The organism is Ruminococcus sp. RTP21358st1_G6_RTP21358_211008 (genome assembly GCF_040908885.1).
Taxonomy (GTDB): Bacteria; Bacillota; Clostridia; order Lachnospirales; family Lachnospiraceae; genus Blautia_A; species Blautia_A faecis.
In genome coordinates this window covers 55254-71394 of sequence record NZ_JBDGDM010000010.1, presented here as the reverse complement: position 1 = coordinate 71394, position 16141 = coordinate 55254, and the positions used below count along the sequence as shown (strand labels likewise).

Here is a 16141-nt window from a genome sequence, read left to right as displayed (position 1 = left end):
CAGACTTACTATGAGAATGAAAAGTTACGGACGAAATACAATAGATAAATGGTGGTTAAGATTATGAATTATGAGGAAGCGGTTGCTTATATTGAGGAGACTCCGAAGTTTACAAAAAAGAACAGCCTGGAGCATACGAAGGAATGCCTGAGGAGACTGGGAAATCCACAGGAGAAGTTTAAGGTGATACATGTTGCGGGAACGAATGGGAAGGGGAGCACCTGTGCGTTTCTCACATCTATTCTCAGGGAGGCAGGGTATTCCTGCGGTCTGTTTACGTCTCCCCATCTGGTGAAGATCAACGAGCGGTTTCAGATCAATGAGGTGAATATTGATGATGACACCTTTTTGAAAGCTTTTGAGAGAGTGAAAGTGCTGGCGGACGAGCTTGTGGCTGAAGGAAGTTACCATCCTACTTATTTTGAGATGCTGTTTCTTATGGGAATGGTGATCTTTGCAGAGGCAGGGGTGGACTATGTGACTTTGGAAACCGGGCTTGGCGGAAGGCTGGATGCGACTACAGCGGTAGAGAATCCGGTAGCTTGCGTGATCACATCTATCAGTCTGGATCATATGCAGTTTTTGGGAAATACGGTAAGAGAGATTGCAGGGGAGAAGGCTGGAATCATTGTTCCGGGAGTTCCTGTAATCTATGATGGAAATGACAAGGATGCGGCAGAAGTAATCGCTGCGAAGGCAAAGGAGCTTGGAAGTCCGGCTTATAAAGTAGTTCAGGCTGGAGCAAAGGTACTGGGAAATAATAAAGACGGCATTGATTTTTCCCTGGAGGACGATTATTATGGGGATACCAGGTTCCATATTCCTTTTATTGCATGGTATCAGGTGATGAACGCGTCTCTGGCGCTTACTACCATGGAAGTGCTGAAAGACAGGATTCCGGTGACGCTGGAACAGCTGCAGGCAGGAATTGCAAATACCAGATGGCAGGGCAGAATGGAGACTATTTTGCCAGGTGTGATCGTGGATGGTGCACATAATGAGGATGGCGTGCGCAGGTTTGTGGAGACTGCAGAGCGGTTTCAGAAGGAGTATCCGCTGACACTTTTATTTTCTGCGGTGAATGATAAGGATTACCAGGATATGATCCATACAATTTGCAGCAGGATAAAATTCCGTAAAGTTGTGACCACAGAGGTTGGGGGATACCGTGAGGTGCCGTCTGCGGAGCTGGCAGAGATCTTTTGCAAAGAAGGCTGTAAGGATGTTGGAAACTCTGATAATATTGAAGAAGCTTTTCATATGGCTCACGAGGCCAAAGGAGAGGACGGAATGCTGTTCTGCGTGGGTTCTCTTTACCTGGTGGGAGAGATTAAGACACTCTTGTTGAAAAAGTAAATTGTCTGCAGGAAAAAGAAAACATGGGATTTCTGGTTGATTTTCCGGAAATCTGTGGAGGAATTTTATGATCGATTACGAAGAGGAACTGAAGAAATTTGAGCCCTGTCTGGATGTGACAGACGCGGAAGAGGCTATTTACGATAGAGAGCTGACGGATATTCTGGACATTCTTCAGGAAATGCTCAGGGAGTCCAAAAGCGGACGCAGGATGAAATAGAATAGGAGATACTTAATGAACTGTATGAATTGCGGCGCGTTCCTGGCTGACAAGGATCTGGATTACTGTCCTCATTGCGGGTGCAACGTCCTGATCCAGAAAAAGGTGGAGTATCTATCCAAACTTTATTACAATCAGGGCTTGGAGAAGGCAAGTATCCGAGACCTTTCAGGAGCTGTTAACTGTCTGAAGCAGAGCCTTACCTTTAACAAGAGAAATATCCAGGCGAGAAATCTTCTGGGTCTTGTGTATTTTGAAATGGGAGAGGTGGTTGCTGCTCTTAGCGAGTGGGTGATCAGTAAGAATCTGCAGCCTACCCGGAATATTGCGAATGAATATATTAATCGTCTTCAGGCGAATTCGAATAAACTGGATGCTATTAATGAGACAATAAGAAAATATAATAATGCCCTGGCTCTTTGCAGGGAAGGCCATGAGGATATGGCTGCTATTCAGCTTCGCAAAATTCTGAACCAGAATACCAAGCTGATCAAAGGCTATCACCTGCTGGCGCTGATCTATATGAAGAATCATGACTGGGGCAAGGCAAGAAGAACCTTGAAAAAGGCGGCTCGTATTGATAAGACCAATACAACTACATTACGTTTTCTTCGTGAAGTAGATGAGAGAACCGGTGTAACGACCAGACTTGAGAAACAGAAAAAAGGACTTTTGGGTGCCAAGGGCAAGACAGAAGGTTCGGATGAGATTTCCAGAAGTACTGTGGTACAGCCGGCAGTTTACAGGGAAAATTCAAGAATTTCACTGTTTGTGACACTTATGGCGGGTGTGGCAGCAGGTGCGGCTGCATTTTGGTTTCTGGCAGTTCCGGCTATCAAGCAGGGGATTTACAGAGAAGCCAATCAACAGATTGTAAAGTACAGCGAGTCTCTGGTCAGCCAGGGTGCGGAGCTTTCCAAAGCCCAGGGTGAGGCGAAGGAATCCGGAGATGTGGCAGAGGAAATCACCCAGCAGCTTGATGCCGAGCAGAAGAAGAGCACCAGTTATCAGGCACTTCTGAATGCGTATGCAGCTTATACACAGAATGAGTATGATGCAGCTGCGTTGGAAATCCAGAAGGTTTATGAAGATCAGCTGGGAGATGATGTAATGGGAATTTATAATACCATCTGTTCAGCTACTGGTGTGTCTGGAATCACGGAAGACAGTAAGTCTGAGGGCAGCGAAGATTCCTCTGATTCCGAAAGCAATGATGGAACTGACAATACAACAGAAGGCTCTGAAACGGATTCCTCTGGTTATGACAGTTCTTACAATGATGCATCTGGTGACAGTGGGTATGATGAATCCGGATATTCTGATTACAGCGACGAAAACGGATATTATGATGAAAATGGTGATTTTCAGTATTATGAATAAAAATTTCTGAATTACAATAATGAGAAACCTCTGAACCGGGGATGTGCGGGATAGACCTGCACATCTCTTTTTCTTTTTCCTGTGCAGAGGGTCAAAATAGAGTAAAAAAGGGGGATTTTATTTATGAAACCTGTTTTTGAAACTACGGGAACCTGTCTGAATATTAAACTGCCTGAGGAACTGGATCATCCGGCTTCTGAGCTGATCCGGAGAGAATCAGACAGGATTATGGGAAAAATATATATCAGAACCATTTGTTTTGACTTTGGAAATACTGTTTTTATGGACAGTTCGGGCGTAGGTTTGATCATGGGGAGATACCGGGCTCTGGGGATGCGTTCTGGCTGCATGAAGGCCTGCCATGTAAGCGGATATATTGAAAAATTGCTGCGGCTTTCAGGTGTGAGTAAATTTCTGGAACTGGAAAGAACAGAAAATGAGATGCAGCTGGAAGGGAGGGGAGTCTGATGGGAAATTCCAACGAAATGACCATTATTTTTGATAGCCGTCCGGAGAATGAAGGGTTGGCAAGGGTAGCTGCTGCGGCATTTTGCACCCAGCTGAACCCCACACTGGAGGAAGTAGCAGATTTGAAAACGGCTGTGTCAGAGGCTGTAACCAACTGTATCATTCATGGCTATCAAGGCGAGGTACATAAGATACGGATGAAGTGTGTCAGAAAAGAGAGAACAATTTATCTGGATATTGAGGATGATGGCATAGGGATTGCAGATGTGGAAAAAGCAATGGAGCCCTTATATACGACCCGCGCTGATCAGGACAGGTCAGGAATGGGGTTTACTTTTATGGAAGCATTTATGGATGAGGTTAAAGTCACCTCACAGGTTGGAAAAGGAACCTGTGTGCATATGAGCAAAAAAATCGGTAATTGATCAGGAGGAAGCATGGATCACACTCTTGCTCTCATTGGGCGCATTCACCAGGGAGATAAAGAGGCAAGAGATACTTTGTTTTCGGAAAATATGGGACTGGTGTATAGTGTTGCCAGGCGTTTTCTGGGGAGAGGGGTGGAAATGGAGGACCTTTTTCAAATTGGAAGCATCGGGCTTTTGAAGGCTGTAGATCATTTCAATCCTGAATTTGATGTGAAGTTTTCTACTTATGCAGTACCAATGATCATTGGAGAGATTAAGCGGTTTCTTAGGGATGATGGAATTCTGAAGGTGAGCCGCTCCATAAAAGAGAATCAATATAAGATCTGTAAAATGAGGGAGGAACTGGAGAAAAAGTTAGGCCGTGAGCCGGATCTAAGAGAACTTTCAGATGCTATGGATATGCCGATGGAAGAATTGGCGATGACGCTGGAATCGGCTGCAGAGGTGGATTCTATTTACAAGACTGTGTATCAGGGAGATGGAACGGATTTGCAGCTTGTGGACAGGCTTCCGGAAAAAGAGGATCGCCATGAAAAGCTTTTGAACCGGATTTTTCTGGAGGAGATTCTGGAAAAATTGGAAGGAGAGGAGAAAAGACTGATTGTATTTCGGTATTTTCAGGATATGACACAGACAGAGGTTGCAAAAAAAATGGGAATGTCCCAGGTTCAGATTTCTAGGATGGAGAAAAGGATATTGAAGAAGCTGAGAGAAATGGAGAAGTAAGAGCCAAAGTGAAACTTTGCGGTATATTTTTCCCGGATTCAGTTGACGTAGCCCGCTATGGTGCCCTGATCCCGGCCAATTCTCCCACAAATTGTGACGCACATCTTGCAGAAAGCCTTTTTCAAATATGCTCTGGAAAAGGAGAAAAAGCAAAGTATTTTCTCATATTTTCCAGAGCATTATTGGGTGTTAGAATTTAATCTCTTTTCCTTCCAGACGCCACTGTCTGAACTCTGCAGAAGCAGAGAGAAGCAGGTCAGAAGAGGAGTTAAGGGCTGTCTCAACTGAGTCCTGGATAACTCCGATAATAAAGCCTACAGCTACAACCTGCATGGAAATGTCGTCAGAAATTCCGAAAAGGGAGCAGGCCATAGGAATCAGAAGGAGGGATCCGCCGGCAACACCGGAAGCACCACATGCAGAAAGGGCTGCAAGAAGGCTGAGGATGATGGCGGTTGGGATATCAACGTGGATTCCAAGGGTAAAAGCAGTTGCCATTGTCATAACGGTGATGGTGATAGCAGCTCCGTCCATGTTGATGGTTGCACCAAGAGGAATGGTTACGGAATAGGTGTCACGGTCAAGCCCCATCTCCTCACAGGCTTTCATATTTACTGGAATATTGGCAGCGGAACTTCTGGTGAAGAATGCGGTGATGGCACTTTTCTTCAGGCAGTGCAGAATCAGCGGATATGGATTCTTGCGGATACACCAGTAAACCAGAAGCGGGTTTGTTACAAAGTAGATGAAAAGCATGCTGCCTACCAACAGCAGCAGTAGTCTTCCATAGGTAGTGAAAATGTCTAATCCGTTGGTGGATACGGTGTTAAATACCAGACCGAAGATTCCGAAGGGTGCCAGGTTGATGATCCAGCTGACCACCAGGGATGTTCCGTCTGCAATGTCAGCAAGGACTTTTTTGGTGGTGTCATTTGCTGTACGAAGGGCAAGTCCAAGAAGGATGGCCCAGGTAAGGATACCTACATAGTTTGCATTCACCAGGGAAGATACCGGGTTGGCAACAATATTCAGAAGAAGGTTGCTGAGGACCTCCACAATACCCTGTGGAGCACTGGCGTCTGCGGCTGCATTGGTAAGTGTCAGCTGTACAGGGAAAATCATGCTGGCGAAAACGGCAATCACAGCTGCCAGTACAGTGCTGAACATGTAAAGGGCAACTACTGTTTTGATAACGCCGCCATGGGATTTTCCTGCGTTGCACAGTGAACTGAGAACCAGAAAGAATACCAGAAGGGGTGCGATGGCTTTCAGGGCACCTACAAATACATCACCAAGGATGGCAATGCTGGTTGCACCGGGGGCTGCAACTCCAAGGATGGCACCAAGAATCAGACCGACGACGATTCGTTTTACCAGTGCAATCCCGGTCCATTTGTTCCATAGATTTTTCATTTGTTTCTTTACCTCTTTCCCTCTTTAATTTGATAAAAGATTAATCAATTAACTAATTATAAAGGATGTGAGGGGATTGTGCAACAAACTTTTAGGAAAATTGCAGTGAATCTCTATTGTATCTCTATTGTACAAAAAACTTTGTTTTATATTCAGAAGGGCTCAGGCCTTCATATTTCCGGAAAATCGAAGAAAAATAGGTGGCATCCTTATATCCCACAGCTTCTGCAATTTCGTAAGTAAGCAGATCCGTATTATGCAGAAGCTCCTTTGCCTTATGAATGCGCTCCTTATTGATGTACTCAGTAAGAGAACAGGAGGTTGCCTTTTTGAAGGTGCGGCTTAGGTGGGAGGGGGAAATATGCAGTTCCTGAGCAATGGTATCCAGGGAGAGATTTCCAGCCAGATTCTGGACAATATACTGTATGGTGTTTTCTATAATGTAATTGGGAACTGCATGGGTGTTCATACTGTTTTCCCTGGTATATTCCATGATCTGAGAAACAGCACTCTCCAGGGCAAAAATATCCCGGGATTTCAAAAGGTCTTCCAGATATCTAAGGGGAACAGGCTCCAGCTCTTTTTTTACCAGTACACGGCAGCAGATGTAGTAAATCTGGGAACAGATATTCTTTGCATCCTGTGAATTGGTAAAACTGCTTTTGAACTTGGAAAAAATATGATTGGAAACAGAACTGGCTTCCTGGAAAGCCCAGTTGTTCAGACTGCTTTCAATCTGATAAAGATTCAGTGAATTTTCTACAGAAAGTTCCGCAGATTCCTCGGAATTGATGCTTTCAAAAACAGAAATTCGTTGTTCGCTATAAAAGTTATGGGTAAGTGCCTGGATGGCCTCGGAAACTGCCATCTGAAACGCTTCCGGGGATTGATGAAGAGCACTGATCCCGGTAAGAATTTCAGAAGAACTGAATGCCTTTACAATACCGGAGATCTCACGACAGTTTTCCAGAATATATTCTGGAATGGAAGGGCTGGGCTCCGTCTGGAAATAAACATTCAGGATTAAATTGTTATAACGGTAACAATAGGTGTTCTTTTTCTCCGCAATTACAATTTTTTTCAGAGCTGACAGATCCGGTTCATCGGAAGAGGGTTTAAAAGCTGCTACATAATAGCAATCCATGTGAAGTCCAAGGGAAAGAAGCTTTTCTTTTAATTCTTCTGTGCAGGGATGGTCAGTCAGCTCCTGCATCAGCTGATCCTTCAGGAAAAAGACACCTTCTTTTGCAATATTCTCCTGCTGTTGGGAAACAATCAGTTGCTTTTGAGCCTCCTGGACAGCAGCGAAAAGTTCTTTTTTATTGGTTGGCTTTAAAATGAAGGAGGTGACGTGATATTTGATGGCAGTCTGTGCGTACTCAAAATCAGCGTATCCGGTCAGGATGATCACCTTTGTCATAGGATGATTTTCGTGAACAAAGCGAGCTACTTCCAGTCCGTCTGCAGCGGGCATTTTGATATCTGTGATTACGATATCCACAGGATGATTTTTCAGAAAATCTATGGCCTCCATTCCGTCAGAAGCGCTTCCCACAACCTGACAGTCGATGGATGCCCAGTTCATATAATTGGAAATACCTTTTCGCATAGTGACTTCGTCGTCAACTACAAGAAGCTTAAATATCATGGGAAAACTCCTTTCTTGGAATGTGGAAAGAAACTGTGGTGCACTTGTTTGGAAGGCTTGTGATCTTTATCCCCGAGTCTGATCCATAAAGCAGTTTCAGCCGCTTGTCCAGGTTTTTCATGCCGATGTGAGTGTGGCTGTCTTTCTCAGAATGCCGGATGGACTGAATATCTGGTATCACTTCAAAACCGATTCCGTCGTCAATAATGCAGATTTCCAGCATTTGGTCATCTCCCTCTATGATCTGGATGATCAGATGACCTTTTCCTTTCTTGGGTTCCAGACCGTGGACAATTGCATTTTCCACAAGTGGCTGAATGGAAAGACAGGGGATTTCGCAGGAAAGAGCCTGTTCCGGTATCTGGATATCGCAGGAAATTTTGTCCTCGAAACGCATCTGCTGAAGATATACATAAAGTCGCACATATTCCATTTCTTTTGAAATGGAAGTGAAATTGTGATTTCGGGAGAGGGTGTTCATTTTCATCAGGCTTCCCAGGGAAATTACCATCTCATAAATCTCTTCGTTGTCAATCATCTGGGCTTTCCATGCAATAGTGTTGAGCACATTGAAAAGAAAGTGTGGATCCATCTGGGACTGAAGAGCACGGATCTCGGCATTTTTTATAAGAAGTTTTTGCTGATAAATATCCTGATAATAGGTGTCAAGCTGCAGAAGCATCTGATTAAAGGACTGGGCCCACACCTGGAATTCCTGATAAAAGCTTTCTGGCGGAAGGGAGCTGCGGTTTCCTTTTGAAATCTCATTGATGAGAAGAATCATGGTATCAATGGGACGGGTAACTGCCCGGGAAATAATAAATGCCGCAAACAGGGCAATGAGAGCCACTGCCAGGGTAACCAGAAGATAGGATTTCAGGGTACTGTTCAGGTTTTCAAGAAGCAGTTCTTTGGGAGCGGCCACTGCGGAGGTAAGTCCCAGTCGTTCCAGGGACTGGGATGCCATGAAATAATCTTTGCCGGCAAAGCTTTGTTCCTTAAACAGCACAGAGCCTTTTTTTGTATTCAGACTGGAATATAAAGTCTGAAGATCCTCTCCTGAAAAATCAGAATCTGTACTAAGGGAAAATTCTCTGTTAAAAAGCATAATAAACCAGGATGAATCAATGGTCTTCGAGCAGTATTCAATCCATTTCCTGGCATTGATGTTGATAACAATCATACCAATCCTGTTTCCTGAATTGCTGCTATACAGATTGCGGGCAAAGTACATGTTCTGTTCGTGTAGCGGGGAAGTATAACACATCAGGTGCGGATCAGAGGCGTCGATGGTACTTTGCAGAAAGTCTGAGGTATCTTCCACGTTTTCCAGAATCCCGGAAGTATAGGCATGGTAAATAATGTTATGATTGTTATAAATGTAAATGGAATCTGTGAAATTCTTTTCGGAAAGAGCAGAACTGTTATAAATATAAGACATCTGCCGCTCTACGGAAAATGGATGATTGGTTCCCGCGTCCGGATTTTCCAGTGCATTCTGGATCACCTCATTAGACATAAAAAGAGGAATGACGGAATCAATTGTCTCCACCTGGTCCTGTATGGTATCATTGACCTGATTTAACTCCCGCACAATGGAGTCGCGGGAGGTCTTTCTTAATATAGAAGAAGTTTTGATATAATAAAATCCCACAGATAATAGTAAAACGAATCCCACGATGATCATAATGGTGACGGTAATGAAAAATCTGAGAGAGGGATATTTCTTAGGAGTGTGATCAGCCAAAATGGAAAACCTCCTTAATTTGGAAAAATAATTACTTTTATATTATCCCACATTTCAAAAAGTACATCAATTAAATTTGCAGGAATGTCATGTATTTTAAAGAAGAGGACAAAATTTTTAAACAGGAGAAAGAAAAGGAGAAAAATGGGAAAAAATCAGGAAAATGGTGCGGAAATATCCAAGGAACAGCACAAGGTCTTTTATTAAAAAAAGGGGCTTTACAGGCTATAATACACTCACAAACCAAAACAAGGGAGGAACATCATGAAAAGAAAAATGATTTCTAAAATTATGGCAGCAGCACTGATCGGAACTATGTGTGCGGGAATGGCTGTACCTGTAATGGCTGCCGATGATGAAAAAGTAACTTTAAGCGTGATCAACTATCACGTAGGAACCGACTACGCAGCTGAGTACTATTCCTATCTGTTCGAAGCTTTTCAGCAGACAGAGGAAGGAAAGAACGTAGAGTTCAGCTTTGAGGAAATTCCTACAACAGATGCATTTAATCAGAAAATCAAACTTCTTATCTCCAGCGGAGATCTGCCGGATATCGTTTTCAATGGTGGAAACAACATTATCGAGCTGGCTGCAAAATCCGGAAAAGTAGCAGACTTGACACCTTACCTGGATGCAGATCCGGAGTGGAAATCTCTGTTTGATGAAACATCTCTGGATTTCAATACAGTAGATGGCAAGATTTATGGTATTCCGGTTTCTAAAGAGGTTTCTTACATTTACTATAACAAAGACCTGTTTGAGCAGGCTGGAATCGAGGCTCCGGAAGTAGCATATGCAACCTGGGATGAGTTCTTTGAAGCATGCGACAAGCTGAAGGAAGCAGGAATCACCCCGATCGGAATGGATAGTGCAGATTCCGGATGGCTGACAAACCTGTGGATGAGTGCTCTTATTGGAACAAACGGTGATGCTGGAAATGAGTGGATGAACACTATGTATCCAACAGATTACAATACACCAGAAGTAATTGAAGCAGCAGAGAACATCCAGAAAATGTTCCAGAACTATACAACACCAGATGCTGTTGGCGGAAAATATGATCCAATGGCAACTCATTTCTTTAACGGCGAAGTTGCAATGTTCCCGAACGGACCATGGATGATCCCGGATTTCTCTGAGACAGAGAAGGCTCCGGAAGGCTTCTATGACAAGGTTGGTATCATGCTTCTTCCAGGGAACGGAATGGAAATGGTTCCAACACCTGGCGATATGGTAGGCGCTACCGATCCTGAGAAAATAGAGGCAGCAGTTGCATTCCTGAAATTCGAGACAACTCCGGAAAACCAGATCAAGGCTCTGGAAATGACCGGATTACAGCCTGTATCTGATAATCTTGAGGTTCCGGATACACTTTCCGAGAGCGATCCTCTGATGGCACAGGCACTTGAAATCCAGGGCAAGGCAGAGGTGACTTACGGACAGAATCAGGCATACTGGTATCAGAATACAATTGATACCTTCTCAACAGAGCTTCCGGAACTGGCATATGGAAACATCACAGCAGAAGAGTTCTGCACAAAACTGTCAGAAGCGGCAGCAAAGAACGTGGAATAATGTAAATAGCCTGTCACCGGCACCAATACAGCTCTGGTGACAGGCTGTTTTTATGAAACAGGAAATTCCGTTGGAATTTTCTGCAGGCAGGATTCTTTTTGTGAGGAGAAAAAATGAATACAAAGAATAAAAAGATATGGATTTTTTTGTTTACCATTCCCTGCATGATCTTATTTGCACTGGTATATGCGGCTCCTATCATCACTGTTTTTTACACATCTCTGTGTGATTATACCGCTTTTAATTCACCTGCATTTCAGGGAATCAAAAACTTTATTACGATTTTCAGTGACAGCGATTTTATCTGCTCCATCCGGAACACCCTTCTGTGGGTAGTGCTGCAGTCCACCATACATGTAGGTGTTGGTCTTGCTATGGCACTTGTTCTTCGAAGAAAACCGAAGGGCTGGAAATTTGCAAGAACAGCATACATGATCCCAAATATCATTCCTACAGCGGCAACAGGTGTTATGTTTACTCTGCTTTTAAATCCTATGTTCGGAATTGTAAAGCCAATCATGGATTTTCTTGGAATCGACTACGCCATGGTTCCAAATCTGTTCGGAAATTCCAGATATGCATTCTGGACGGTGACAGCAACCTGGATCCTCTATTCCGGATTTAACACCATTATTTTTCTGGCAGAAATGGGTGCTGTAAGCAAAGAGATTTATGAGGCAGCAGCAATCGACGGTGCAACTCCCTGGCAGGCAGACCGTTATATTACGCTACCGCTGATGCGAAATGTATGCGGAACCTGTGTCACTCTTGCAAGTGTGGCCATGGTGTCACAGTTTGACATTATTTACATGACAACAAAAGGCGGACCTGGAACTTCTACTTTGAACCTGCCCATTTATCTGTATAAGGCAGCGACACTGGAAAACAATTATGGAAAAGCAAACGCAGTAGGGGTAGTACAGATCATTATCGGAATCACACTGGTTATTCTGATCAAAGGTCTTTTCCGTGAGAAAAAGGAGGCGGCATAATGAGAAAAACAAGCAGAGTGAAAAATGGGATCGCGTCCTTTTTCAAATATTTCTTTATGATCTTTTTGATTTTTATTTCATTGGCACCAATCATTTGGGCGTTTTTGGGGTCTTTTAAATCTTATGCAGAGATTAACTCCTCTGCATTGTCCCTGCCATCCAGTTTTAACCTGGATAACTATAAGGCGGCACTTCAGTATGCACCGATTTTGAAATATTTCATGAACAGTGTGCTCATTGTGGGAATCAGTGTTCTTGTTACGGTAGCGCTGGTTGCAATGTGCGCTTATGTGATTTCTCGATTTGATTTTAAACTGAAAACTCTGATCGTGCTTTTGATCTCAGCATCCTTAATGCTTCCGGCACAGGCAATTTCCCAGCCATTGTTTGCCATTTTCCAGAAGCTGGGGATTTTTGATACAAAGCTTGGTCTGATCATTGTGTATTCTGCAATGGGAATTCCAATGTCTTTCTTTGTTATGGTCAGCTATTATAAGACCATTTCCACAGCGCTTGAGGAATCGGCTTATATTGATGGCGCAACTTTTATCCAGACATTTTTACATATTATCCTGCCGCTGGCGAAGCCGGGACTTGTGACCATTGCCATGATTCAGTTTATCAATATCTGGAATGAGTTCTATTTCGCTTTGATGTTGACAAGCGGTGACCGTGCAAGGACAGTTCCTATTGCGTTGAATTATTATATGGGAACTTTTGCAAACAACTATTCCGCGCTGTTTGCAGCAGTTGTGATGACGGTGCTTCCTACAATTATTTTATTTATCCTTCTGCAGAGACAGGTTATGGAGAGTCTTACTGCAGGGGCTGTGAAAGGATGAGAATATGGATATCAACAAGAAACCGATTTATCCAGTAGAGACATGGAATGTTACAGAAAAGGAATTTTCCATGGAAACCAATTACCGGAATGAGACAACCTTTGCATTGTCAAATGGATATATTGGTACCAGAGGTACTTTTGAAGAAGGCTATGATTTCTCTGTTGATGAAGGGCTGGAAGGCAACTTTATCAACGGATTTTATGAAAGTGTGGACATTCCTTACGGAGAGTGGAATTATGGATTTCCGACCAAGAGCCAGTCACTTCTGAATCTGCCGGATCTTAAGAAAACAGAAATCTATGCAGATGGAGAGCTGTTTGACATGCGCACCGGCAAGGTGGAAGATTACAGCCGTGTGCTCCATATGAAAGATGGCTATGTGGAAAGAAAGCTGACCTGGATTTCTCCAAAGGGGAAAAAGCTGCAGCTTGTGATGGAACGTTTTGTGTCTTTGGTGCATAAGAACAGAATGTACCAGCGAATTCAGATCACACCAGTGAATTTTTCAGGGGAGATTCGTATCTGCTCTCATTTAAATGGGGATGTGGAGAATCATACGAGGAAGACAAATCCGCTGATCGGCTATGGTCCTTTTGGAAGCAGACTGCATATGGATAAACTTCAGGCTGAAGACGGTGTGCTGTATTATGAGGGCACTACTTTGCAGAGTTGCATGACTGTGGGCTGTGGAAGTCAGTATAAAATAGAAGGAGCCGGAGAGATTGTAACTGTTTTTGAAACAGAGGAAGAAAAAAGACATGCTGTGTGTGAAAGCAGAATGGAGATTCCGGAAAATACTACGGTTACCTGTGAGAAAGCTATTGTCTATACATCCAGTCAGGACATGGAGGTTAGCGAGCTGGAAAGATTTACGAAAAAAGAACTGAAAGAGGCATCTGAGAATGGATGGAGGAAGGAATTCCAGGCTCATATGGATAAAATCCATGAATTCTGGGATGTTTCCGATGTTCAGATTTATGATGATGAGACCCTTCAGCAGGGAATCCGTTTTAACCTGTTTCATATTATGCAGTCTGCAGGAAGAGACGGACGCACAGGAATGGGAGCAAAGGGGCTTTCTGGGGAAGGATATGAAGGACACTATTTCTGGGATACAGAAATGTATGTGCTTCCGGTATTTGTGTACACAGCACCGGAGCTTGCAAGAAAACTTCTGGAGTATCGTTTCCGTACATTGGATCAGGCCCGGGACCGTGCAAAAGTTCTTGGACACCAGAAGGGGGCTCTTTATCCATGGCGTACTATTAATGGAGAGGAAGCTTCCACTTATTTTCCACTTGGTACGGCCCAGTATCATATCAATGCAGATATTGCCTATGCGTTTTGGCTGTATGTGAGTGTTACCGGGGATATGGAGTTTTTCAAAGATATGGCTGCTGAGGTTTTTGTGGAGACTGCCAGAGTCTGGGCGGATGTAGGATATTTTGCTGAGTGCAAGGGCGGAAAATACTGTATTTGTGCGGTAACAGGACCAGATGAGTACAATGCTATTACGGATAATAATTTTTATACCAATCTTATGGGAAGGGAAAATATCCGTTATGCATTGAAATCGCTGGATATGTTAAAAGAGGCTGGAGAGGATGTATATGAGGCATTTGTTTCCAGAATGGGAATTACCCGGGAAGAAACTGCATACTGGAAAAAAATTGTGGAAAATATGTATTTTCCATATGATGAAAGTCGTCAGGTATATGCGCTGGATGATCGGTTTATGATGCTTCGTCCATGGGATGATTCCAGAATCCCACCGGAAAAGAGACATCTTTTGTATGAAAATTATCATCCATTATTTGTCTACAGACAGAGAATGTGCAAGCAGGCAGATGCTATTTTCGGGCTTTATCTGCACAGTTATTTATTCAGCAAGGAAGAACTGAAACGAAACTATGATTTCTATCAGGAAGTGACACTGCATCATTCTTCTCTTTCTAACTGTGTGTTTGGAATGCTGGCTTGCCAGATCGGATATTATGACGAGGCGTATGAATATTTTGCACAGTCTGCAAGAATGGATCTGGATGATTATCATGATAACTTCTATGCGGGAATCCATGCTGCAAATATGGCAGGAACCTGGCAGGCAATTATCAACGGATTTGCAGGTGTGAGGGTAAACGGCGGTGAACTGGAACTGCATCCTTATGTTCCAAAGCTGTGGAAGGGTATGCAGTTTAACCTTCTATACCGGGGAAGAAAGCTGAATATTCAGCTTACACATGAAAAAACAAGAGTAGAACTGGTGTCAGGAGATGCAGTCTTCTTAAAACTTAATGAGAAGGAAATTCATCTGGAGGCAGGAAAGGGAAGTATTTATGAAGAAGAAATATAAGGCAGTCTTTTTCGACTGGGATGGCACAGCTGTTCTCAGCCGAAAGGCACCTGTGGAGGAGATTGTAGGAGCAATGCGACCTCTTCTGGACCAGAAGGTAAATCTGGTAATCGTAAGCGGAACTACAATAGAAAATATTGCAGGGGGAAAACTGGAGACGTATTTTACAAAGGAACAGCTGGCGCAATTGTATCTGGGACTTGGACGCGGTGCCTTTAATTACCGGTATGAAAATGGACAGGAGTTGATTTTCTCGGATATGCTTCCAGACAAAAAAATGCTGGGGGATATTCACAGAATCTGCTTTGACATTCATATGAAGCTTCTGGAAAAGTATGGACTGAATACGGACATTGTATTTTCCAGACCTAATTATTGTAAGATTGATCTGATGGTGGAGAACCAGAGAGGGGATAATCTGTTTATGCAGGAGAATGAGCTGGATATGCTGAAGGATTGCCTGGAAAAGCATGGTGTAGAAGGCGGTCTTCAGGGGCTTCTGGATATTTCTGTGGCAGCAGGAGAACAGTATGGGATAACAGTGAAGCCAACCTGTGATGCTAAGTATCTGGAGGTGGGGATTTCAAGTAAGAGCGACAATGTGGATCGTATTCTGGAGCATCTTCAGGAAGCGTATGGAATCTGTCCGGAGGAATGCTGCTTCTGGGGGGATGAGTATGTGGGAATTGAAGAAGGGATTTATGGAAGTGACAGCTTCATGAAGACGAAGAAAACAGGAAATGGAGATTTCTTTGATGTATCAGAAGTTCCAGGAAAAAGGCCGGAGGGTGTGACCAAACTTGGCGGTGGTGTGGAACGGTTTCTTGGATTTTTGAGGGAGCAGGTGAAGATAGAATAAAAAAAGATGGACTTACATTTGGATGTTGCAGCCTATTATGGAACTTCAGCTGGAGAAAATCTTCAACAAATAGTGACATGTATCTTGTATAATGTTTTTTGAAGATATATTTTGGAATATATGCGTGAAAT

At 43.4% G+C, this 16141-nt stretch carries 15 protein-coding genes and 1 pseudogene; 13 read left to right on the top strand and 3 right to left on the bottom strand.

Translation table 11 applies throughout. The annotated features are described in order from the left end of the window. Window positions 1–48: 48 nt before the first annotated feature. The 7 genes and pseudogenes from AB5Z12_RS05795 to AB5Z12_RS05765 form a co-directional block, all read left to right on the top strand. Window positions 49–1356, top strand: coding sequence for a folylpolyglutamate synthase/dihydrofolate synthase family protein (locus tag AB5Z12_RS05795; RefSeq protein WP_334285933.1), 1308 nt, complete (start codon window positions 49–51; stop codon window positions 1354–1356). 67 nt (window positions 1357–1423) lie between these two features. After that, window positions 1424–1576: a hypothetical protein gene (locus AB5Z12_RS05790; RefSeq protein ID WP_021925740.1), complete on the top strand. Its 153-nt coding sequence runs from the start codon at window positions 1424–1426 to the stop codon at window positions 1574–1576. A 15-nt stretch (window positions 1577–1591) separates the two neighbouring features. Continuing rightward, window positions 1592–2956 (top strand): lipopolysaccharide assembly protein LapB, encoded by a 1365-nt coding sequence (locus AB5Z12_RS05785; protein ID WP_195589075.1) that lies wholly within the window; start codon window positions 1592–1594, stop codon window positions 2954–2956. Window positions 2957–3079: 123 nt separating this feature from the next. Beyond that, window positions 3080–3424 (top strand): STAS domain-containing protein, encoded by a 345-nt coding sequence (locus tag AB5Z12_RS05780; RefSeq protein ID WP_148461256.1) that lies wholly within the window; start codon window positions 3080–3082, stop codon window positions 3422–3424. After that, on the top strand, window positions 3424–3849 hold the full coding sequence (spoIIAB, locus tag AB5Z12_RS05775; protein ID WP_118583239.1) for an anti-sigma F factor: 426 nt from the start codon (window positions 3424–3426) through the stop codon (window positions 3847–3849). The genes AB5Z12_RS05780 and spoIIAB overlap by 1 nt, the downstream gene beginning before the upstream one ends. Before the next feature lie 12 nt (window positions 3850–3861). Further along, on the top strand, window positions 3862–4578 hold the full coding sequence (locus tag AB5Z12_RS05770; protein WP_173716394.1) for a SigF/SigG family RNA polymerase sporulation sigma factor: 717 nt from the start codon (window positions 3862–3864) through the stop codon (window positions 4576–4578). Between the two features lie 8 nt (window positions 4579–4586). Then, window positions 4587–4655: pseudogene (locus tag AB5Z12_RS05765) on the top strand (DUF6783 domain-containing protein); the annotation flags it as partial. A gap of 112 nt (window positions 4656–4767) precedes the next feature. On the opposite strand, the gene sstT reads toward AB5Z12_RS05765, so the two are convergent. The 3 genes from sstT to AB5Z12_RS05750 all read right to left on the bottom strand — a co-directional run bounded on the left by sstT (window position 4768) and on the right by AB5Z12_RS05750 (window position 9386). Further along, window positions 4768–5991, bottom strand: a complete 1224-nt coding sequence (gene sstT, locus AB5Z12_RS05760; protein WP_173716395.1) for a serine/threonine transporter SstT — start codon at window positions 5989–5991, stop codon at window positions 4768–4770. A 124-nt stretch (window positions 5992–6115) separates the two neighbouring features. Further along, window positions 6116–7639 (bottom strand): response regulator, encoded by a 1524-nt coding sequence (locus AB5Z12_RS05755; RefSeq protein ID WP_173716396.1) that lies wholly within the window; start codon window positions 7637–7639, stop codon window positions 6116–6118. Then, window positions 7629–9386 (bottom strand): sensor histidine kinase, encoded by a 1758-nt coding sequence (locus AB5Z12_RS05750; protein WP_226840987.1) that lies wholly within the window; start codon window positions 9384–9386, stop codon window positions 7629–7631. The genes AB5Z12_RS05755 and AB5Z12_RS05750 overlap by 11 nt, the downstream gene beginning before the upstream one ends. 89 nt (window positions 9387–9475) lie before the next feature. Between AB5Z12_RS05750 and AB5Z12_RS05745 the strand changes: the two genes are divergently transcribed. From AB5Z12_RS05745 to AB5Z12_RS05720, 6 genes are all read left to right on the top strand, one after another. Next, a complete protein-coding gene (locus AB5Z12_RS05745) occupies window positions 9476–9673 on the top strand; it encodes a hypothetical protein (RefSeq protein WP_173716397.1) in 198 nt (65 codons plus the stop codon). Then, window positions 9651–10961 carry an ABC transporter substrate-binding protein gene (locus tag AB5Z12_RS05740; protein ID WP_173716398.1) on the top strand — a complete coding sequence of 437 codons (1311 nt, stop codon included), beginning with the start codon at window positions 9651–9653 and terminating at the stop codon, window positions 10959–10961. The genes AB5Z12_RS05745 and AB5Z12_RS05740 overlap by 23 nt, the downstream gene beginning before the upstream one ends. Window positions 10962–11074: 113 nt before the next feature. Continuing rightward, on the top strand, window positions 11075–11953 hold the full coding sequence (locus tag AB5Z12_RS05735) for a carbohydrate ABC transporter permease (RefSeq protein WP_173716399.1): 879 nt from the start codon (window positions 11075–11077) through the stop codon (window positions 11951–11953). Beyond that, entirely contained in the window at window positions 11953–12795 is an 843-nt protein-coding gene (locus AB5Z12_RS05730) for a carbohydrate ABC transporter permease (protein WP_173716400.1), read from the top strand. The genes AB5Z12_RS05735 and AB5Z12_RS05730 overlap by 1 nt, the downstream gene beginning before the upstream one ends. Window positions 12796–12799: 4 nt before the next feature. Then, window positions 12800–15151 (top strand): glycoside hydrolase family 65 protein, encoded by a 2352-nt coding sequence (locus tag AB5Z12_RS05725; RefSeq protein ID WP_173718786.1) that lies wholly within the window; start codon window positions 12800–12802, stop codon window positions 15149–15151. Beyond that, a complete protein-coding gene (locus AB5Z12_RS05720; RefSeq protein ID WP_173716402.1) occupies window positions 15135–16010 on the top strand; it encodes an HAD family hydrolase in 876 nt (291 codons plus the stop codon). The genes AB5Z12_RS05725 and AB5Z12_RS05720 overlap by 17 nt, the downstream gene beginning before the upstream one ends. The last annotated feature ends 131 nt before the right edge of the window (window positions 16011–16141 follow it).